A 16,094-nucleotide genomic window follows, 5' to 3' on the forward strand; every position below is an offset into this window, starting at 1 on the left:
AGAGAGAATACCAGTCGCAAGATAGTCCAATATCGAGACCTGACCAGATGATCAGTAAATCTTCTTCGATATTACCTCTCAGTGCTACCCTCTCAAACAAAGAAAGACTCAAGGTGGAGCGCTAACGCTAATGCTATTCAGGTAGCTGGAGATTACGTCCTGCCAGGAAGCCAAAGCAGGCCATCAGAGCACAAGCCCCTACGCATACCATGAGAGCTAACTGCCAGTTACCGAACCAATCGTGCATGCCACCGATAATCGGCGGCCCCATCGCGGCGACCAGATAGCCTACCGTTTGCGCCATGCTTGATAGCGATGCTGCCTGGCTGGAATTACGAGAACGCATGCCGACAAAAGACAGCGCCAGGATAAAGGCCGCTCCAGCACCACCACCAATCAGTATCACCCACGCAAGCGCCCACTCAGGGGCCAATAACAGCCCGATGAAGCCGGCCAGAGACATGCCAGGCGCCAGACAGGCAATCATCCGCTGATCCTTGAGGCGTGGCATCAAGGGAACCAATACCAAGCCAGGAACGGCGGATGCCAGCTGTAAAACACCATGTAGCGAACCCGCCTGCTCCGCCGTAAAGCCACTATCCGCCAATATCGTCGGTAGCCAGCTATTGACGGTGTAATACACCAGTGAATTGAACCCCATGAATATCGTCACTTGCCAGGCAAGTGGAGACTTCCAGATGCTTGTACTCCGTGCGACAGGCGCACAAGCGATGAGAGGAGCCGTACGGCTTGATAATTGCGGCCACCACACGAGCATGGTGATGATAGGTAACACCAACATCGCAACCAGTGCGAACCTCCAACCCGAGGTCGTCGCTTGTTCCAGCGGAATCGCTGTCGAAGACGCAATCGCTGCCATGATGCCCATGGTCAGGACATAACAGGAGGTCAACAAGGCGATGTGATTGGGGAAGTCTCGCTTCACAAGGCTAGGCAGCAGCACGTTACCTATAGCAATACCCGCACCAACCAATGCCAGACCAAGATAGAGGGCCAGCACTGAACCTTGGGCACGCAGCACAATACCTAGCGCGATAATGAGCAACGCTAGAAAAGCACTACGCTCAAGTCCCAGTCCTCGTGCCAGACGTGGCACCAACGGGGAAACAATCACGAAAGCCAGTAACGGCAGAATCATTAACAAACCTGCCGCGGTAGCGTTAAACCCCAGCGCCTGCTGCAAACTCTCCAGCAGCGGCGCTACGCTGGTGAAAGGCGCACGCAAGTTCATCGCAATCAACAAGATACCCGCAACCAACACCGCTGGGTGATGTCCCCATCGTCGAGAAGGCATTACACGAGTACAGGAAGTATCAGACATTTCGGATTCTCATTTTCAAAGTCAGTCAGGCACACGATAGGAGTGTAACCATCACAACTTCGCCTGAATTAAGCCATAATGACTTTAGATACCTCAAAACTGACAATCTACTGACACCATGATCGACTTATCCCGTGAGACATCTTTCCTCTGTCAATTTGATCCTGACCAGACCAACACTCCGGGCATCGCATTGCATGTCGATTCAGAACGACAAGCGATGGAGCTGCCCTTTCATCAACATCGCAAGGGCCAGCTGGTCATCGCTCTACATGGCGTCGTGACCTGTCGAGTGCCGGATGGTCTCTGGATGGTACCGCCACGCAGTGGGGTCTGGATTCCCGGTGGCGTCGCCCATAGCAATCGTGTCACGCGTGGTGGACGCCTCTGCTTTCTATTCGTGGAGCCCGGTATCATTGAAATGCCGAGCCACAGTTGCACTCTTTCCATCTCTCCCCTGCTGAGGGAGCTCGTACTGCGTTTGGCAGACATTCCCGTGAATGACCTTCCAGTGAAAGGCGCGACTGACAATCCCATCGGACGCTTGGTATCGGTACTGCTGGAGGAATTGGTACACATGCCAGCAGAACGCTTGCACTTGCCTCTGCCAAATGATCCTCGCCTTATCCGTATCAGCGAGGCCTTGATCAGCGCCCCAGATGACCGTCGAACGCTAAAAGAATGGGCAAGTGGGCTCGCGATGAGCGAACGCACCCTCGCACGCCTTATTCAGCGAGATACTGGACTCACCTTCAGCCGCTGGCGCCAACAGCTGCATCTGATCGTGGCGATTCGCCATCTCGCCGAAGGCATGAGCGTGCAGCGTGTCTCCGAAGAAATCGGCTATCAGTCCGTCAATGCTTTCATCAGCATGTTCAAGAAATTATTGGGGGCTACGCCTGCGCGTTATGTCATCACTCCCGGTGACAATAGATCCTTGAACGAGTAAGATATTAAAATAACAATCATCTTTACCAAATAATACCAGCGCTATCTTTAAACACTCGATAAGGACATGCAATGAGCGACATGGATGGACGGCGTCCACTTAAAATACGCAACATCAAATTAATGAATACTATCGCCATCGTGCTGAGTCAACGAAACATCACTCCCAATCAAATTTCGATGACAAGTATTATCTTTGCGCTATTATGTGGACTCTGTTTACTCGCCATTGGTGCAGGATACAGTATATGGTGGAGCTGGCTTGCCGCACTCTTTGTGCAATGTCGCCTATTATGTAATCTTTTCGATGGCATGGTAGCAATGGAAGGAGGAAAATCAACGCCTTCGGGCGAGTTATTCAATGACATCCCGGACCGAATTGCTGACCCCCTTATTCTCGTCTCTGCCGGTTATGCTATCGCCCTTTTCCCATGGGCTATTGAATTCGGTTGGCTAGCAGGTCTCCTGGCCGTCAAAACAGCCTACGTGCGTACATTAGCCAGCTCCATTGGAGCACCCACCTTGTTCACAGGTCCGATGGCCAAGCAACACCGGATGGCGGTCATGACGATCGGATTACTGGTGATGCCACTAGAATCTCTCTGGTTCGGCACTCAAGGTTACGTATTGTTGATCGCATTGATCATCGTTAATCTCGGCTCGCTGCTGACTCTTTATTACCGTGCGCGAGATGCTTATCAATACCTTGAATCAGCCTCTCCTCAGGAGTCGCGTCATGTTTGACATACCTCTTCACTCTCTTTACATGATGCTGTTTGTCGTCGGTCTTCTCATTATTGCCTCGTTCGCACGATGGAGCATAAAACGTAAAAAGCCACATGCTGACCATACTGAACTAAAGCAGAGAATTCAGTCTTGGTGGTGGATGATCGCTATCCTCTTCGGGATTTTGGTTGCATCAGATACGGTCTCTATCGTCTTTTTCGCGTTGCTAAGCTTCCTCGCACTGAAAGAATTCTTTTCAATCATGCCCACACGACAAGCTGATCGACGGATATTACTGTGGGCCTATTTGGCGATACCCATCCAATATTATTGGGTTGCGACGGAATGGTATGGCATGTTCCTGATATTCATCCCTATTTATGTATTCTTGTTCCTACCAATGAGAGCTGTTTTCGTAGGAGAAACCAGCGGCTTCATACGCTCTCTTGGGACGATACACTGGGCTGTCATGCTGTCGGTATTATGCATCAGCCATATTGCCTACCTGCTACAACTGCCCGTCAAGAATGAGCAGGCTGGTGGACTGGGGCTTGTATTGTTCTTGATATTCATCACGCAATTCAATGATGTATGCCAGTATATCTGGGGAAAGACATTAGGGAAGCATAAGATCATCCCCAAGGTCAGCCCTAAAAAGACGTGGGAAGGATTCATTGGCGGCGTCATTACAGTCACTATCATCTCAGGAATGCTCGCTCCCTATCTAACCCCCTTGACGACAGGGCAAGGCTTTATTGCAGGCGCTCTGATAGCTATCAGTGGATTCATTGGCGATGTAGTTATTTCATCAGTAAAACGAGACTTAGCCATCAAGGACAGCGGAACACTAATTCCAGGACATGGCGGACTGCTGGATAGAGTGGACAGCCTCATTTATACAGCTCCATTATTTTTCCACTTCCTTTACTACACCCACTATTGAGAATTTCCATGAATCGTATTCTAAAAATACTCTTTTTGGGATTGTTCATAAAACCTATTGTCTTGCTAGGACTGGGATTGAATGTATTCTTCAAATTCAGACTCCCACAGACAGGCCCTGCCATCATCGTCGCCAATCACAATAGCCACCTGGATACAATGGTGCTGATGAGTCTCTATCCTCTCAGCCAGATCCATAGAGTCAGACCTGTTGCGGCGGCAGATTATTTTCTGGCAAACAGATACATTGCGTGGTTCTCATTGAATGTCATCGGTATCATTCCTATTACACGCAGCCAGATAACAGACAAGACAGTACTATTCGACAAGTGTTATCAGGCACTAGACAATGGCGATATACTATTGATATTTCCAGAAGGTTCACGAGGTGCCCCCGAGCAATTGAGTGCATTGAAAAAAGGAATCTACCATCTCGTCAAAGCACGCCCTGACGTCAACGTCGTGCCTGTCATGCTACATGGCCTAGGACGTGCGCTTCCTAAAGGCGAAGCAATTCTGGTGCCCTTCAATTGTGATGTCGTGATCGGCGAGTCTCTACCTTTCATCGAGGATTCCCCGCGATATATCGCCTCAATATCCGACGCCCTCAATACTCTGCTGGCACTGTGCTTGACGCGTCAGGCCGTTGTGGAGGACGACGAGTAGCGCTCCAGCGCGTTGTCTTTATCAAGAAATGCCCCCTCAGCATCATGGCTTCATGCCATGAGTGAACATCTCCTATCGCCTGAATGAAAAATAGGTCATTGAACAAAAAACAGGAATGTCGTGAAATGCGCCACTCCTGTTTCAAGAGTAATGAGACACTCAGTCAACAAGCACTATTACTTGCTTGTGATATCCAATCGAGTTATCGGTGCAACGGTATTGCTGTCCTTCTGGGTCAGAATATAAATCCCACTCAGGATGATCACACTAGCCCCCATGAGCGTCATGGCGTCAGGCGTCTCGTTAAAGACCACTACTCCTAATATCAGCGCAAACAATAGTCGTGTATAGCGAAATGGCGTCACAATTGAGACCGCTCCCTTACGCATGGCAATAGTCAGGGCGTTATAGGCCATGACCCCAAAGACCACGATGCCTGCGATCAACCAGGCCGCTTCTGACGCAAAGCGAAATGGTGCTGGCTGGTACAGCTCAAACAGAATGCCTGCGGGAATCAAGGCAAGAAAACCATAGATCCCCAGCTGCACATTGGAAATGGTCGAAGAAGCGCCTCGCGTGGCCAGATCTCGTCCTGCAAAGCCTAGTGTGCTGATCACAGCGAACAATGAAGCAGCATTGAAGCTATCGAGGCCCGGGCGCACGATCATCAATACCCCGATGAAACCAACGCCAATGGCTAGCCAGCGCTTCACGCTGACCGATTCTCCAAAGATCAGTGCTGCTCCCAAGACCACGACAAGCGGCGTTGCCTGCAAAATGGCGGATGCACTGGATAATGGTGTCAACGTGATGGCCAGTGCGAAACATAGCCGGGCGGTTATTTCGCATGCGACACGAATGAAGATAGGACGAGAGAAAATAGCGAGGGGCACGAGAGTTTCCCGTCGACGCCAGGTAAGCACCATGAAAATCGACATACCCCCCAAGCCAAACATGATCAGTAGAATACCGATAGAGGTATAATCCGCCGCCAGTTTGAACAGCATATCCTCAACGGAAAATGCAGCCATTGCTAAAATCATGAATAGGCTACCACGTGTATTATCCAATCGAATCACCTCCAAGCATGATATTTTTATCGTTATCAATGGCCCATTCTTGACCCACTATACCTTCCATCATTCGTGCCACACGCCCATGACATATCTTTAATTATTACAGGCTGCCTAGTCGCCATTGAACACCTTCTTGAATGGCCTGCGATAACGTCGCATCGAAATATCCACTCACTTCTAAATGACTCAAAGGTGTCTCAGCGACTCCATGCAACGCAAAGCGCCCGCGGCACTGAGAATATCATCACGTGCCGCGGGCGCTCTTGCTAGTAAAAAACCTCGAGGATCAGTCCTGCTGATTTTCCAGCAAATGCTTCAGACCATGTGGCTGACACCGCAGATACTGCGGAGATGCCTTGAGTGTCTCGCCCAACGCTGCAGCGGCGTGCCATGGCCAACGTGGGTCATAAAGAATGCCACGTGCCAGCGCCACCGCATCGGCACACTCATTGCTCAGCAAATCTTCTGCTTGTTGCGGCTCCGTGATCAGCCCTACCGCAATGACCGGCATCACGACATGCGACTTCAGTGCCTCTGCATGCGGTACCTGGTAATTGGGCTCAACCGGTATCTGCTGCTGTTCACTCAAACCACCGCTGGACACATGCAGATAATGGCAGCCACGAGTGTCCAGCTGTTTGGCAAGCTCGATGCTTTGTGCCAGATCCCATCCTCCTTCGACCCAATCCGTGGCACTGATGCGCACACCTAGCACGATGTGATCTGGAATCGAGGCACGCACGGCATCGAAGATATCCAGTGTCAGGCGCATGCGGTTTTCGAGTGTGCCGCCATAGGCGTCTTCACGCTGATTGCTCAAGGGCGACAGGAACTGATGCAAAAGATAGCCATGTGCCGCATGCAACTCGATGCCCTCAAGTCCTGCATCGACAGCACGCCGCGCTGCCAGAACAAAGTCTTCGATGGTCCGAGCAATCTGCTGAGCCGTCATGGCCTCTGGCAGCGGCCCCCCTTCACTGAAGGGAATGGCGCTGGGTGCAAGCGTCTGCCAGCCATTGTCCTGTTCCGGGGAAATGGCTGTCCCGCCATCCCAAGGTTTCTGACATGATGCCTTGCGCCCTGCATGGCCTATCTGCACAGCCAGTGGCATCGGTGAATAGCGGCGAATGTTATCGACCACCGTCTTCACTGCGTCACGTGTCGCATCATCCCAAAGCCCAACATCACCTTGGGTAATGCGCCCTTCAGGGGTGACGGCACTAGCTTCAAAGATCAACAGGCCAGCGCCAGACTGAGCAAGACTGCCCAAGTGTTGATCATGCCAAGCCTGCATGTGCCCCTCTTCGGCAGAGTACTGGCACATGGGGGCAATGATAATGCGGTTATTCAGCGTGACTGGCCCCAGGCGCAGTGGGGAGAATAATGTGGACATGATGATTCCCTGAAGATGACGAAGCGAAAAGAAGACAGGAAAGCCTACGACCTCAACGACAACGGGGATGGCGTTGATCGCCATCCCCGTATTTCCTGATGCATATACAACAGATGCGGGCATTCATGCCTTCTCACAAGGCACCTTGCGCGCCCATAGGGCAACTGTTCGTTGCCGGAGGTGAGCCGGACTCTCTACCTGCTATTCTGCCGCCCTCCTTAACGCTGCTGTGTCTGGCTGACCAACAGGCGCCCAATGTCTGCAATCGCCGCATTACGCTCGGCGATACTGGCAGTACTTTTCGTGAGATAGACCGCGACGATCAGTGGAGCATTTCCTGGCGGCCAGATGATCGCGATATCATTGTTGGTGCCATATCCCCCGCCGCCAGTCTTGTCGCCGATCTGCCAGTCAGCAGGCAAGGCAGCACGCAACTTGTCGTCACCCGTGGTATTGGCCAGCAACCAACCTTGCAGCTTGAGTCGCGAGGTTTCTGATAGCGCGTCCCCCAGCAGCAGCTTCTCCAACGTCATCACCATGGCAGTGGGTGTCGTGGTATCTCGCACATCGCCTGGAGTCGCTTCGTTGAGCGCGGTCTCGGTGCGATCCAGTCGCGTCTTCTCATCTCCCAGCGAACGCAGATAGCCGGTCAATCCTTGCGGCCCACCCAAGGCGGCAAGAATCAAATTACCTGCGGTGTTATCACTGGTAGTGATAGTTGCGCTACACAGCTCGGAGAGTGTCATGCCATCACCCTCGGTTTGCGTCTCCGTTACCGGCGAGTAGGTCACAACATCGTCCGGCATGATCTTTACCTTGCGCTGCAGAGACTCTTGCTTGTCATCCACCAATGCCAGCAGACTGCCGCACGCCAATGCTTTGAAGGTGCTGCTCATCGGAAACCGCTCGTCGCCACGATAACTGAAGCGAGAACCATCCGCGGTATCCAGTACGGTCACACCAATACGTGCATCCACCTTTTTCTCAATCGCGCGAAGTGCCTCCTGGGACAGTCCACTCGACGTCTGAGCAACGGCAGGCACGGATAACAGCGCCACGACGCTCATCAGTGCAATACGTGAGAGAAATCGGCTTGTCAGGCCTCGCGAATGGCCTACCGATGTAGACGCCGTATGTGTGGTCATATCTCTGGTGATATTCACTCTTGGTACTCCCTATTATGCCTATCTACGGTGTTTGACCGCTTTATGCGCACTTTATTCTTGGCGACTTTAGTCCCTATTGACATTGGTACATGACGCATACGGGCCAAGGCAGATTGATCCAGTACTTTCCTTGATTCAAACGATAGCTAGACGTATCGCCAATAGCCCATCTTGCCTCGAGTAATAGACAGTAAAGGAAGGCAATGCATGGCGTCCTGCCCTGACGCGGCATTTCCGTCAGATATTCATATCCCGCGTTTCTGTCATCAGCCCTGTTGTTTCGGATGGAGTCCCGAATGACCATCACTTGCATCAAAGATCTGCAGCGCCTTGCGCGTCGGCGTGTCCCCAAGATGTTTTATGACTACGCCGATTCCGGTTCATGGACCGAGAGTACCTACCGTGCCAATGAGTCGGATTTTGCCCGTATCGGTCTGCGTCAGCGAGTCATGGTCGACATGGACAACCGTTCGTTGGCAACCAGGATGCTTGGCGAAGAGGTATCAATGCCAGTAGCACTGGCGCCTACCGGATTGACCGGCATGCAGCACGCTGATGGTGAAATGCTGGCCGCCCGAGCTGCCGCCAACTTCGGAGTGCCCTTCACTCTCTCGACCATGAGCATCTGCTCCATCGAGGATGTGGCAGAAGTTAGTTCACGGCCATTCTGGTTCCAGCTTTATGTCATGCGCGACAAGGACTACATCAGCCGCCTGATCGATCGTGCCAAGGCCGCGCAATGCTCAGCATTGGTGCTGACGGCCGACCTGCAGATCATTGGTCAGCGCCACAAGGACCTGATCAATGGCCTGAGTGTACCGCCGCGCCCCACCGTGGCAACGGCGCTAAATCTAGCCACCAAGTGGCGCTGGTGTGCCGGCATGATGCGGACGCAACGCCGCACTTTTGGCAATATTGCCGGTCACGTGAAGGATGCCGATAATCTCAGCTCGCTCTCGAAATGGACCGCCAGCCAGTTTGATCCCAGTCTGAGCTGGGATGATATCAAGTGGATCAAGGACAAGTGGGGCGGCAAGCTCATCATCAAAGGCATCATGGAGCCCGAAGATGCCGAGATGGCGGTGCGTGCCGGGGCTGATGCCGTAATTGTCTCGAATCACGGGGGGCGACAACTCGATGGCGCACCATCCTCCATTTCAGCGCTACCGGATATCGTGTCAGCCGTCGGCTCCTCAACCGAAGTGCATATGGATGGCGGCATCCGCTCCGGTCAGGACGTGCTCAAAGCCGTGGCACTAGGCGCCAAGGGTGTCTACATCGGACGCGCTTTCCTCTATGGCCTGGGCGCAAAGGGTGAGCAAGGCGTGACCCAGACCCTGGAGATCATCCAAAGGGAGCTGGATACCACACTGGCATTGTGCGGTCTGCGCGACATTCATGACGTGAATCACCGAGTGCTACGCGAAGGCACCTATCCGTTAGCGGGCAGTGCCAGTTTGTGGGCTTCATCGACACGAAGCACGGAGTGACAATGCTCACCTCAAGAGCCTCTCTAGCGTTCATCTGATCGCCTATCTACACGGCGAGTAACAGGCGCTGTCCTATGCGAGATTTCATTCCCGCATTGACAGCGCCTTTTTGTGCGACTAAAGCTTATTTATACGAATCCTATTTATACGAATAAATACCATTGATCTGTTTCGCGCCTCAGGGAATCTGCATGCCGTCGACAATGCCCTCATCACCATCGGCCACGTCAGTGCCACGACGCCAGAAACTGGCAGAGCTGATCAGTGACGATCTCAAGCGCACCATCATCCGGGATACCTTGGCAGAAGGTGATCGACTACCCAACGAAAAAGCGCTGATGGCGTTATACGGCTGTGCCAAGGGCACGGTACGTGAAGCGCTGATGATCCTGGAGGTCGAGGGGCTGATTACACTGAAGACCGGCCCCAATGGTGGCGCCATTCTCAATGCCCCTAGCATGGAGCCCGCCAGTCGCATGTTGCGCAGCTTCTTGCACTTCAAGACGCTCAGCGGCGGTCAGGTCTATCAGCTACGACGACTACTGGAAGTGGAGATGGCTGTCTCGGTAGTGGGTCTTCTCAGCGAGGAAGACTTCGCGACGCTTGAGCACAACATCAATGAGTGCACCTGCCATCGTCTGGATGATGAAGATCAACGCCGTCAGCGCTTTCTCGAAATCGAGTTCCATCACGTTCTGGCACGCGCCTGCCCCAACCCCCTGCTGAGCTTCATGTGCCAGTTTCTCAACGACCTGCTACATGACCTCGTGGTGATCAAGAAAGCCTATCTACCTGAACGCAAGCAGTTCGATCAGGCCAATCAGCACTATCACGATGGGCTTATTACGGCATTACGTGAGCAGGATACCGAGCGGGTACGCCAGCTGATGACCGAGCACATGCGCGATGCCGAGCATCATATGACCGCGCTCGAAATGGAAATGGCAGATCAACTACTCGTCACTCCCGAGTACCTCAAGACTAACCACTAGCTGATGACAACTGACTTGCACGCAAGCTCTGCCTGGGACATCCCAGGTAGACAAGATCGGTGACATGACGACAGCAGCCTGACAACAACAAGAGGAAAATCGATGACTACTGCACACCTCACCTCCCTGACGGAGCTACGCACTGACAGCGAACGCCTGTGGCAAACGCTGATGGAGCTGGCCACGCTTGGCGCTACCCCCAAGGGTGGCGTCAACCGTCAGGCACTGACTGAGCTGGACCGACAGGCACGCGATCTGTTCATAAAATGGTGCAAGGCCGAAGGCTGCACCATTCGCATTGATGCCATCGGCAATATCTTTGCGCGGCGTGCCGGAACTGATCCCGATGCACCTGCCGTGATGACAGGCAGTCACATCGATACCCAGCCCACTGGCGGCAAGTTCGATGGCTGCTTCGGGGTGATGGCAGGCCTTGAGGTAGTGCGTAGCCTCAACCAGTACGACATCAAGACACGCTGCCCGGTGGAAGTGGTGGTCTGGACCAACGAGGAAGGCTGTCGTTTCGCCCCCTGCATGATGGGATCCGGTGTGCATACCGGGCAGCTGTCGCTGCATGAGATGCTGGCCCAGAAGGATATCGAGGGAGTGACCGCGGGCGAAGCACTGGATGCGATCGGCTACCGTGGCAGTGATGAAATACCGCGCGAGAACGTGCGTGCCTTCTTCGAGAGCCACATCGAGCAGGGACCCATTCTCGAGGATGAGGAAACCACCATTGGCGTGGTGATGGGCGCGCTCGGTCAGCGCTGGTTCGATCTGACACTGACTGGCCAGGAAGCGCATGCCGGACCGACGCCCATGATGCTCCGTCAGGATGCCATGCTCGGCGCCGCCGAAATCACCGTGGCCGTCAATCGCATCGCCATTGCTCACCAACCGCATGGGCGTGGCACTGTCGGGGTGATGCAGGTCTATCCCGGCTCACGTAACGTCATTCCGGGTCAGGTCAACATGACTATCGACCTACGCTCACTGGAACCAGACTCTTTGACGGCCATGGCCGACGAGCTCAAGCAGGTCGTCCAGGACGTCAGTCAGCGCCATCGCCTGACGGCAGAACTGACCCCGACCGCTGACTTCGTGCCTGAACACTTTGCCGACAACTGCGTCACGGCAGTGCGTGATGCTGCCCGTCAGCTGGGCTACTCGCATCGCGATATCGTCAGTGGCGCGGGCCATGACGCCATCTTCATGGGGCGCATTGCGCCGGCGGGCATGATCTTCGTGCCCTGTGAAGGCGGGATCAGCCACAACGAGATCGAGAACGCCGCACCTACCGATCTTCACGCCGGCTGCAACGTTCTGCTGCACGCGATGCTGGATCAGGCTGAGGTGGTTCAGTAACCCAAGCACCACATTCGCCTTCAATCGACAATGAATGAACCCAACGCAAAGCCCCGCACGACAGTCATGTCGAGCGGGGCTTTGCGTTTCCAGCAACAGATGTCCAGCGAGAAGAACAACCCCAAGGTCACCTTATCCCAACGACCTCTTCCAGAGTGTCTCGATACTGTCCATCTCGGCAGGACCATAAAGCGCCCGAGGTTCACCGCGGTACCAGGCCCACAATTGATCACCGAAATCGAAGTGCCACCACTCGCTAGGCAGATTGGTAAAGCCTGCCTCTGACATCACTCGATAGAGCAGACGCCGATTGTCCCGCGCCTCACTCTGGGACGTATCACTGGCAGGCGGATGGCGCTCGAAGTGATCAGTATGCGACGCCGGCGTGGCTTCATCGAACTGGGTGCCCATCTCCAGTAGCAGGCCATCGGCATCGCAGATCGTGACATCCACGGCGCCACCGGTGAGATGCGGGCTGGGCGCTTGCGGGTCACGACTGGGCAACGAGACGAACTCGCGAGTGCGCGCCAGCAGCTGAGCATCGTCAAGTGACGGATCATGACTGCGCAGCGACTCATACAGAGTATCGAACAGATATTGCTGCACCCGCCACGGCCGCCAACCATCCAATACGACCAATGAGAGCCCTTCCGGCAATGCTCGAGCAGCAAGCAGCAGTCGTTGGTGCACTTCACGACGCACCAGACATTCATTGACAGCCCCAGGGATGTCAAGGCGTGCATAGGCTGGATAGACCCGCAAACACGCAGGCGCGAGACTTGTCGGTACCAGCGGGCTATCACTGCCCTGCACGGCTATTTGACTGACCCGAGCCCAGTCCGGCTCGTCATGACTCGGAATAGGAGGATTGGACGGTGACATAGGGGATGACGCGCTTGATGACAGGCGTGAAGACATGAGTGTTATCCAGACAGGGTCGGCAACCACAGAGTAAGAGGTGGGAAGACAATCAGCATCAGCAACACTGCAATGGCGACCAGCACGAACGGCCAGATAGTACGGAACAGCGACGTGATCTCAAGCTTGCTTACCGCTGCTGCCACGAAGACACAGGCACCCATCGGAGGCGTGATGAGGGCAATCGTGATGTTGAGCGTGATGATGACGCCGAGATGAATCGGATCAATGCCTGCCGCCATCGCCACTGGCACGAAAATCGGTGTCAGCAGCATCAAGGAAGATACTTCTTCCATGAACATGCCTGTCACGAAAGTGATCGCACTGAGCAACAGAAGAATCAGGATCGGGCTATCTACGTAAGGTGCCAGCAACACCACAAACTGATTGGGAATCTGAGCATAAGACAACAACCAGCTGACGATGGAGGACACCGCCATGATCACGAAGATAGCACTGGTCAGGCGGGCAGTTTCCTTGACCGCACTCCATATCGCGACAAGCTTGAGTGGCCCCTGCCAGAGTCCGCATAGAATGACATAAGCCACGATCAACGAGCCGGACTCTGTCGGAGTCACCACTCCCAAAACGATACCGGAGACAATGATCACTGGTGCCACCAGTGCCGGGAGCGCACCAATGACGGCGGATAGCACTTCACTCCGTGATGGAGCTTGGCCGCGTGCCTCCAGTCCATGACGGCGGGCATACCAGGCATTCATGGCCATGAACGCGATGGCGAGAATCAAGCCGGGCACCACGCCGGCCAGAAACAGACTACCTACCGAAGTATTGGTGAGCGAGGCATAGAGAATCATGAAGATACTGGGAGGAATGATCGGTCCAATCAGCGAACTGCCCGCCGTCAGCCCTGCCGCGAAGGACGTCGAGTAGCCCTCCTTGCGCATGGCAGGTACCAGCAAAGAGCCCAATGCTGAGGTATCCGCCACCGCCGAGCCATTGACGCCGGCAAAGAATACGCTGGACACCACATTGACGTGCCCCATACCGCCGCGCAGGTGACCTACCATCAAGCGCGCGAGACGCATGAGACGCTCGGTCAGACCACTGGCATTCATCAGATTGCCCGCGAGTATGAACAGAGGAATCGCCATCAATGAAAAAGCATTGATGCCGCCAAAGAATTGCTGAGGCCCAAGACGTTCCAGCATCGAGACATCAATGAACAAGAAGCCGGTCACGGCAGTCACGAGCAGAGAAAGAAATAGCGGCAGTCCCAGCAGGACATGCACGACAAAGATGGCCAACATTGCCCAGATCATGTGCGCGGCTCCGATGACGTCGAAGAAGGCCCACTCTCACCCGGGGTTTCATCGTCAGCGTTATCAAGTGCCTGGGTGGCAAGCGGACGCGGGCCATGCAACACCACCTGCAGTGTCATCAGTGCAAAGCCGACCGGCATGGAAAGCATCGGGATACTGCGACTGATGCCCATCCCCATGGTGCGGAACATGCTCGCTGACATGGCGTAGTGCCAGGTCATCCAGGTTGCCCCAAGCATGAGGACCAGTGTCAGCCACCATTGGTAATGGACAAGCAAGGATGCCAGGCGCGGTGGCAGGCGACGCTCCAGGAGAGCGACTCGCATGTGCGCGCCCTCGACCCATACCGCTCCCAGCGCCAGCATAACGCTGGCAATGATCAGATAACGCGTCAGTTCATCCACCCAGATGGGCGCGCCGCCCAGTACATACCGCATCACGACGCCGTAGAGCATGATCAAGACGGTCGAGGCCAGAATCGCGGCGGCAGCCCCGAGCGTCAGACGGCCACACCAAAGCAGCGCACTGTCCCTGAATGTCGGGACGTGCGGTGAAGAAAGAGGGTTCATGCGCAGTAACCAACAAGTGTGTAGAGAACATTCCCGACAATCGGGACCTGAAGCAGGCAACGGACTCACTGCTGTCTGCTTCAGATACCGATGAAGAGGGAGGAATCAACCAATGGCCATTGTCTTGATCAATGACCCGATACGCTCAGAATCACGAGGAAATACCGGCATCCTTCATCGCAGCATCAATCAGCCCAGGCGCAATGTCCTGCGTCTTCAACCACTCCAGATAAGCGGGCTGTCCTTTGGTGCGGAAGGCATCGATATCGGCCTTGCTCGGGCGAATCACTTCCATGCCCTGCTCTTCCAGCGACGTAATGCGTGACTCCACCTGACTCTGATTGTCCTGACGTGCCTGGGCATTGGCTTCCTTCACGGCAGCCATGAGTGCAGTGCGTTCATCTTCTGAAAGACTCGCCAGCAGCTGACCATTGGCGACCAGGAATTGATCGGAATACTGGATGTTGGCCAGCGTCAGGTACTTCTGCACTTCCTGCAGACTGCCCAGCAGGATGTACATCGGCGGGTTCATCTGACCATCCGCTACCCCGGTGCGCAGCGCCATGTAGACTTCCGTCCACGGAATCGGCGTACCCGAGGCACCGAAGGCCTCATAGAGCGCTACCTGGCTCGGGTCCATGGCGCGGAAGCGAAGCCCTTCGAAGTCATCCGGGCTGGTGATCGGACGCTTGTCGTTGGTGAAGGCCAGAAAGCCCCCCTCCTCCACGACGGCCAGAATCTCGGCCCCATTGGTGCGCTCACTGAATAGTTGCTGCACCTGCTGCCAGTACTGACCTTCATCGAAGAAACGACGCGCCTCATCAAAGCCGTCGAACATGAACGGCGTCGCGCTGACATAGACTTCCGGCACGATGGGGGCCATGCCCGCGAAGGAGGCGATGTTCAGGCTCGGTGCGCTGATGACCTGCTCCATGCGTTCCTGCTCTTCTCCCAGCATGCTGTTTGGATATAATTTCAGCTCCAACTCACCATCGGTCTTCTCCTCAACCAATGACTTCAGATTGGTCGCGAAGACGTGGACGGCATTCTTGTCGGCATCTGGGGCGCCGTTGTAGCTGAGATTGATGGTCTGTGCATGAACGCTGGCCGCCAACAGGCTAAGTGCGAGGGTAGAGCCCGTCAGTGTCTTGCGAAGTAAGGAAGCTGTGGACATGAAGGTGATCCCTTTATTGTTGTGATCCAATATTATTGTAGGTA

The 16,094-nt window shown here is 54.4% G+C and carries 15 protein-coding genes; 7 read left to right on the forward strand and 8 right to left on the reverse strand.

The window, feature by feature from the left end; translation table 11 throughout:
- Positions 1-133: 133 nt before the first annotated feature.
- Positions 134-1,342: an MFS transporter gene (locus CFN46_RS09170; RefSeq protein ID WP_246116524.1), complete on the reverse strand. Its 1,209-nt coding sequence runs from the start codon at positions 1,340-1,342 to the stop codon at positions 134-136.
- Positions 1,343-1,460: 118 nt separating this feature from the next.
- On the opposite strand from CFN46_RS09170, the gene CFN46_RS09175 reads away from it, so the two are divergent.
- From CFN46_RS09175 to CFN46_RS09190, 4 genes are all read left to right on the forward strand, one after another.
- A complete protein-coding gene (locus CFN46_RS09175; protein ID WP_024950979.1) occupies positions 1,461-2,291 on the forward strand; it encodes a helix-turn-helix domain-containing protein in 831 nt (276 codons plus the stop codon).
- Positions 2,292-2,362: 71 nt separating this feature from the next.
- Complete coding sequence (locus CFN46_RS09180) at positions 2,363-3,034, forward strand: CDP-alcohol phosphatidyltransferase family protein (protein WP_024950978.1); 672 nt, start codon at positions 2,363-2,365, stop codon at positions 3,032-3,034.
- On the forward strand, positions 3,027-3,959 hold the full coding sequence (locus CFN46_RS09185; protein ID WP_024950977.1) for a phosphatidate cytidylyltransferase: 933 nt from the start codon (positions 3,027-3,029) through the stop codon (positions 3,957-3,959). The genes CFN46_RS09180 and CFN46_RS09185 overlap by 8 nt, the downstream gene beginning before the upstream one ends.
- An 8-nt stretch (positions 3,960-3,967) precedes the next feature.
- Positions 3,968-4,624, forward strand: coding sequence for a lysophospholipid acyltransferase family protein (locus tag CFN46_RS09190; RefSeq protein ID WP_088743324.1), 657 nt, complete (start codon positions 3,968-3,970; stop codon positions 4,622-4,624).
- Between the two features lie 176 nt (positions 4,625-4,800).
- On the opposite strand, the gene CFN46_RS09195 is transcribed toward CFN46_RS09190, so the two are convergent.
- From CFN46_RS09195 to bla, 3 genes are all read right to left on the reverse strand, one after another.
- Positions 4,801-5,694: a DMT family transporter gene (locus tag CFN46_RS09195; protein WP_217897807.1), complete on the reverse strand. Its 894-nt coding sequence runs from the start codon at positions 5,692-5,694 to the stop codon at positions 4,801-4,803.
- Positions 5,695-5,986: 292 nt separating this feature from the next.
- Positions 5,987-7,093, reverse strand: a complete 1,107-nt coding sequence (locus CFN46_RS09200) for an NADH:flavin oxidoreductase/NADH oxidase (RefSeq protein ID WP_088743501.1) — start codon at positions 7,091-7,093, stop codon at positions 5,987-5,989.
- 218 nt (positions 7,094-7,311) lie between these two features.
- Positions 7,312-8,256 (reverse strand): class A beta-lactamase, encoded by a 945-nt coding sequence (bla, locus tag CFN46_RS09205; protein ID WP_246116526.1) that lies wholly within the window; start codon positions 8,254-8,256, stop codon positions 7,312-7,314.
- Between the two features lie 299 nt (positions 8,257-8,555).
- Here bla and CFN46_RS09210 point away from each other — a divergent pair, with 299 nt between their 5' ends.
- The 3 genes from CFN46_RS09210 (at position 8,556) to CFN46_RS09220 (ending at position 12,106) form a co-directional block, all read left to right on the forward strand.
- The gene (locus CFN46_RS09210) at positions 8,556-9,749 is read left to right on the forward strand and encodes an alpha-hydroxy acid oxidase (RefSeq protein ID WP_211242465.1); all 1,194 of its coding nucleotides are present in this window, start codon (positions 8,556-8,558) and stop codon (positions 9,747-9,749) included.
- Between the two features lie 191 nt (positions 9,750-9,940).
- Positions 9,941-10,741: a FadR/GntR family transcriptional regulator gene (locus CFN46_RS09215; RefSeq protein ID WP_254918444.1), complete on the forward strand. Its 801-nt coding sequence runs from the start codon at positions 9,941-9,943 to the stop codon at positions 10,739-10,741.
- Between the two features lie 102 nt (positions 10,742-10,843).
- The gene (locus CFN46_RS09220; RefSeq protein ID WP_024952772.1) at positions 10,844-12,106 is read left to right on the forward strand and encodes a Zn-dependent hydrolase; all 1,263 of its coding nucleotides are present in this window, start codon (positions 10,844-10,846) and stop codon (positions 12,104-12,106) included.
- Positions 12,107-12,238: 132 nt separating this feature from the next.
- On the opposite strand, the gene CFN46_RS09225 is transcribed toward CFN46_RS09220, so the two are convergent.
- The 4 genes from CFN46_RS09225 to dctP form a co-directional block, all read right to left on the reverse strand.
- Positions 12,239-13,024, reverse strand: a complete 786-nt coding sequence (locus tag CFN46_RS09225) for a M15 family metallopeptidase (protein WP_246116528.1) — start codon at positions 13,022-13,024, stop codon at positions 12,239-12,241.
- 5 nt (positions 13,025-13,029) lie between these two features.
- Positions 13,030-14,307 (reverse strand): TRAP transporter large permease, encoded by a 1,278-nt coding sequence (locus CFN46_RS09230; protein WP_088743325.1) that lies wholly within the window; start codon positions 14,305-14,307, stop codon positions 13,030-13,032.
- Positions 14,304-14,876 (reverse strand): TRAP transporter small permease, encoded by a 573-nt coding sequence (locus tag CFN46_RS09235; protein ID WP_088743326.1) that lies wholly within the window; start codon positions 14,874-14,876, stop codon positions 14,304-14,306. The genes CFN46_RS09230 and CFN46_RS09235 overlap by 4 nt, the downstream gene beginning before the upstream one ends.
- Positions 14,877-15,027: 151 nt before the next feature.
- Positions 15,028-16,050 carry a TRAP transporter substrate-binding protein DctP gene (gene dctP / locus CFN46_RS09240; RefSeq protein ID WP_088743327.1) on the reverse strand — a complete coding sequence of 341 codons (1,023 nt, stop codon included), beginning with the start codon at positions 16,048-16,050 and terminating at the stop codon, positions 15,028-15,030.
- Between the last annotated feature and the right edge of the window lie 44 nt (positions 16,051-16,094).

It is taken from the genome of Cobetia sp. QF-1 (assembly GCF_002213105.1).
GTDB classification, from domain to species: Bacteria; Pseudomonadota; Gammaproteobacteria; order Pseudomonadales; family Halomonadaceae; genus Cobetia; species Cobetia crustatorum.